The 3,616-nt window shown below is 71.6% G+C and carries 4 protein-coding genes and 1 pseudogene; 4 read left to right on the top strand and 1 reads right to left on the bottom strand.

The window, feature by feature from the left end:
* From AB0J68_RS29280 to AB0J68_RS29270, 3 genes and pseudogenes are all read left to right on the top strand, one after another.
* Positions 1-407 (top strand): annotated as a pseudogene (locus tag AB0J68_RS29280) (pectate lyase); the annotation flags it as partial.
* A 131-nt stretch (positions 408-538) separates the two neighbouring features.
* Positions 539-1,513 (top strand): GNAT family N-acetyltransferase, encoded by a 975-nt coding sequence (locus AB0J68_RS29275; protein WP_363941768.1) that lies wholly within the window; start codon positions 539-541, stop codon positions 1,511-1,513.
* An 80-nt stretch (positions 1,514-1,593) separates the two neighbouring features.
* Entirely contained in the window at positions 1,594-2,319 is a 726-nt protein-coding gene (locus AB0J68_RS29270) for a tetratricopeptide repeat protein (RefSeq protein ID WP_363941765.1), read from the top strand.
* 13 nt (positions 2,320-2,332) lie between these two features.
* Here the strand turns inward: AB0J68_RS29270 and AB0J68_RS29265 are convergent, their stop codons facing one another.
* Positions 2,333-2,818 carry a hypothetical protein gene (locus tag AB0J68_RS29265; RefSeq protein ID WP_363941762.1) on the bottom strand — a complete coding sequence of 162 codons (486 nt, stop codon included), beginning with the start codon at positions 2,816-2,818 and terminating at the stop codon, positions 2,333-2,335.
* 567 nt (positions 2,819-3,385) lie between these two features.
* On the opposite strand from AB0J68_RS29265, the gene AB0J68_RS29260 reads away from it, so the two are divergent.
* Positions 3,386-3,616 (top strand): glycoside hydrolase N-terminal domain-containing protein (locus AB0J68_RS29260; protein ID WP_363941759.1); only part of this gene is annotated, 231 nt, incomplete at its 3' end.

Genomic DNA, 3,616 nt, shown 5'->3' with positions numbered 1-3,616 from the left:
CCGCCGACCACCGCGCCGCCGACCACGCCGCCGCCGACGAGCGGGACCAACCCAGTCTGGGGGCCGGGGCCGACGGTTCCAGCAAGGCCAGCGGGACCAGTTACGGCAACGTGCGCGACGGCGACATCAGCACCTACTGGTCGCCGGCCGGATCGACCGGCTCCATCTCGATCAAGTGGGGATCCGCCACCCGGGTGTCCCGGGTGGTCATTCGGGAGCCCTCCGGGACCCAGGGCTCCATCGGCTCCTGGCAGCTCGTCAACCACGACACCGGCGCCGTCCTGGCCTCCGGCAGTGGCGCGGGTGCGATCACCTTCTCCGCGACGGCACTGAGCAAGATCACCTTTAGGATCACCAGCTCGAGCGGTGCGCCGCGGGTCGGCGAGTTCGAGACGTACGCCAACTAGCCGCCGGATGGGCGGGGGTGGCGGCCGGGCCGCTCCCGCCACCGTCGTGGTCCACGAAGGACGCGGGCCGGATCGCGCTGGTCCCGGGCAATCACGCTCGGTGGCTGTCGAATGACTGTTAGCGTTCGGCGATGTCCGCAGGTCGAGAGGGGACGCAGGCGAGCGGCGGCGGTCTCGGGGTGACCGACGCGGGTCGCCTGGCGGCATTCAGCGACGGCGTGTTCGCCATCGTCATCACCCTGCTGGTGCTGGATCTGCGGGTCCCGGAGTTCCACGAGGGTGGGCTGGCCGAGGGGCTCCTCGGGGAGGGGCCGGCCTATCTGGCCTTCGTCGTGTCGTTCATCTATGTCGGTGTGCTCTGGCTGAATCATCACGCCGTGCTCCAGTTGGTCCGGGGCACCACTGCCGCCTTCAGCTCGATCAACCTCGGCATCCTCTTCGGCGTAGTGATCATTCCGTTTCCCACCGCCGTCCTGGCGTCGGCGCTGGCCGACGGCAACACCGACGATCTGCGCGTGGCGGTCGTCCTGTACGCGTTCGCCGCAGCACTGATGTCGGCGCCCTGGTGGGTGCTCTTCGCCTATGTGCGCCGCCATCCGGAGTTGCGTGCCGACTCCGTCGACCAGGAGCAGGTCCGGGTGCAGGAGGCCCGCCCGATCGTCGGCCTGGTGCTCTACGGCCTGACCGGGGTGCTCGGTTGGTTGGTGACCCCACTGCTCGGCCTGATCGGTGTGGTCGTGATGATCATCTTCCACGGCGCCACGAGCCAGGGTCTCCGCCACGGGGACGGTCTGTTCGGGTCGCTGATGGGCGGCGCAGTTCTCGACGCCGAGCGGATCGACGGCTACCTGTACGAGGAGGCCGGCGAGTACCTCGGCACGGGTCTCGGGATGCGGACCCGAGGTGTGGTCGGCGTCTTCAACATCGCTGTCGTCCCGGGCGCGCGCGGTCGTGGCCTGGGTCGCGCGATCACCGAGAAGGTGCTGCGCGAGGGTGTCGCGGCCGGTGCGGACGCGGCGTACCTGCAGACCAGCGCGCTCGGCCGGCCACTGTACGAGTCGATGGGCTTCCGCCTCCTGGAGAACTGGACCGCCTTCCATGCGTGACCACGCGCCGAGACGGTCGGGGCCGCGGCGCGGTCGACGCGCCGACGCGCCCGTGCACGAGACACGAGGGGACCTCGACCGTGAGCTTCAGTGACGATGTCCGCTCGGCCTTTCGGCGTGGGGAGACCGACGCGGTGGTGCAGATGAGTACGGCCGAGATCGAGCGGGCTCGGGCCGTCGGCGACGCGGCCGGCGAGGTGGAGGCCCGGTACAGCCTCGCGCGGGTGGCGATTCGTGCCGGCGACCTGACGCTCGGGGAGGCGCGGGCGCGGGAGGCACTCGACGTCGCGGTGCGCTCCGGCGATCGCGCGTTGGAGGAGCGGCCGAGACACGTGCTGGCCGCGGTGGCGCGGATGGCCGGCGATCTGACCCGGGCGCGGGGTCTGTACCGGGAGAGCATCGCGCTGGACGAGGCGCTGGGTCGGCCGGAGACCGTCAACTCCGAGACGCACAACCTGGCCTTCTGCGAGCTGGGTCTCGGCAACCTCGCCGAGGCGAGGAGGCTGTTCACCCTCAGCCGTACCCGGGTGTTCCGGCACGGCTGGGACGAGTTCGTGCCGTACGTCTGCGTGGCGGGCGCGGCGCTCGCGTCCGCCGAGGGCGACCACCCGCGAGCGGCGCTCATGGTCGGTCTCGCGGACGCGGCGTTCGCGGCGCTCGGCCAGGTGCCGGACCCGGACGACGCGGCCGACCTCGCCGCCGTGCGAGACGCCGCGATCGAGGCGCTCGGCCCCGCCGCTTACGCCGCCGCGCAGGAGCGGGGTGGGCACCTCGATCCCCGTACGGCGTTCGACGACGGCCATTGAGAGGTACGGGCGGTCAGGCCGGCGGCTCGGGAGCCGACTGGGCATCGTGATCGTCGCCCGCACGGGCCCGCGCGGCGGCGACGGCCTGGCCGCGCTCCGACCCGGGAAAGCGGTCGAGCATCGCGCCCACCTCGTCGGCGCTCACGTTGGCGCCGAACAACTCGCTGCCCGGCTCGAGTCGTACCCCCTCGGCGAGGGGGCCGGCGACGACCGGGTCGAAGCCGAGATCGTCCACAAGGGAAGCGACCGTGGCGATGTCGACCTCGTCGTCACCGGCGATCGCGATGGCCTTGCGGCCGGCCGTGCCCGCCGGCCGCGCCTCGTCCTCAAGATCGTGGTAGCCCGTGTGGTTGAACGCCTTGACGACCCGCGCGTCGGCCAGGAACGCCTGGACGATCTCACTGGACGAGGTGCGCGGGTCGGTCAGGTCGTCGCGGATGCCGTCCACCTCCCACCAGTAGTTCATCGCGTCGACGACGAGCTTGCCGCGCAGCGTCATCCTCCTCGCCCTCGTCGCCCTGCTCGGGTGCGCAGAGCGACGAGGGCGGCACCCGGCTGATGCCGGGAACACCGCACCCGCCGCCGGCGCAGGACGTGGCGCGGTGATCGCCGACGGCGCTGCCCGCACGCGATCACGACCCGGCTGCCGGGGCGCGTCGACGGCGACCTGACGTCGGCCCGCCCCACCGTCCACCGAGGCCAGCGCGGCGGTGTTGCTGCGTGTCCGCCTCCACCGGCGCACCGACAAGAATCGTCAGATGTATTGGCGAGGTTGGTCGGTGGTGCAGGTGTCCACCGTGGCCGCCGGCCCCCGCCACCGCTCCGGGCGAGTCCGATCTCTCCTGATAAGGGTCCGGTCGCCGCCCACGATCCTTCCAGCTATCGACCGTTGCCTATTGCGTGACGCCGGAGTAATCTTCCCGAAACACATCAGACGTTTCGTCGTCTGAGGGTCTGCCAACGGCCTGCGCAGCGAGGTCAGGTCGGTGCCACCGCGCGGATCCGCTATCGGGCTTCGGCGTTGTCGCGCTTGGGGTGGCCGGATCGGTCACCGTTTGGAGGATCGATGTCAGACCTGACCCGGCGCCAAGCCCTCAAGATCGGCGCAGCCGGCGCGGGCGGTGCCCTGCTGCCGCTGCCCTGGACGGCGACCGCCCAAGCCGACGCCGTCGCGCCGCCGCAGGTGCTGGCGGCCAACGACCTCGCCCTCTGGTACGACGAGGGTGCCGGCACCGACTGGCTGCGGGCCCTGCCGATCGGCAACGGCCGGCTCGGCGCGATGGTGTTCGGCAACGTC

Source organism: Micromonospora sp. NPDC049580 (assembly GCF_040675595.1).
Taxonomy (GTDB): domain Bacteria; phylum Actinomycetota; class Actinomycetes; order Mycobacteriales; family Micromonosporaceae; genus Micromonospora.
Note: the sequence above shows the minus strand (reverse complement) of the source record. Positions and strands in the feature narration are given on the sequence as shown.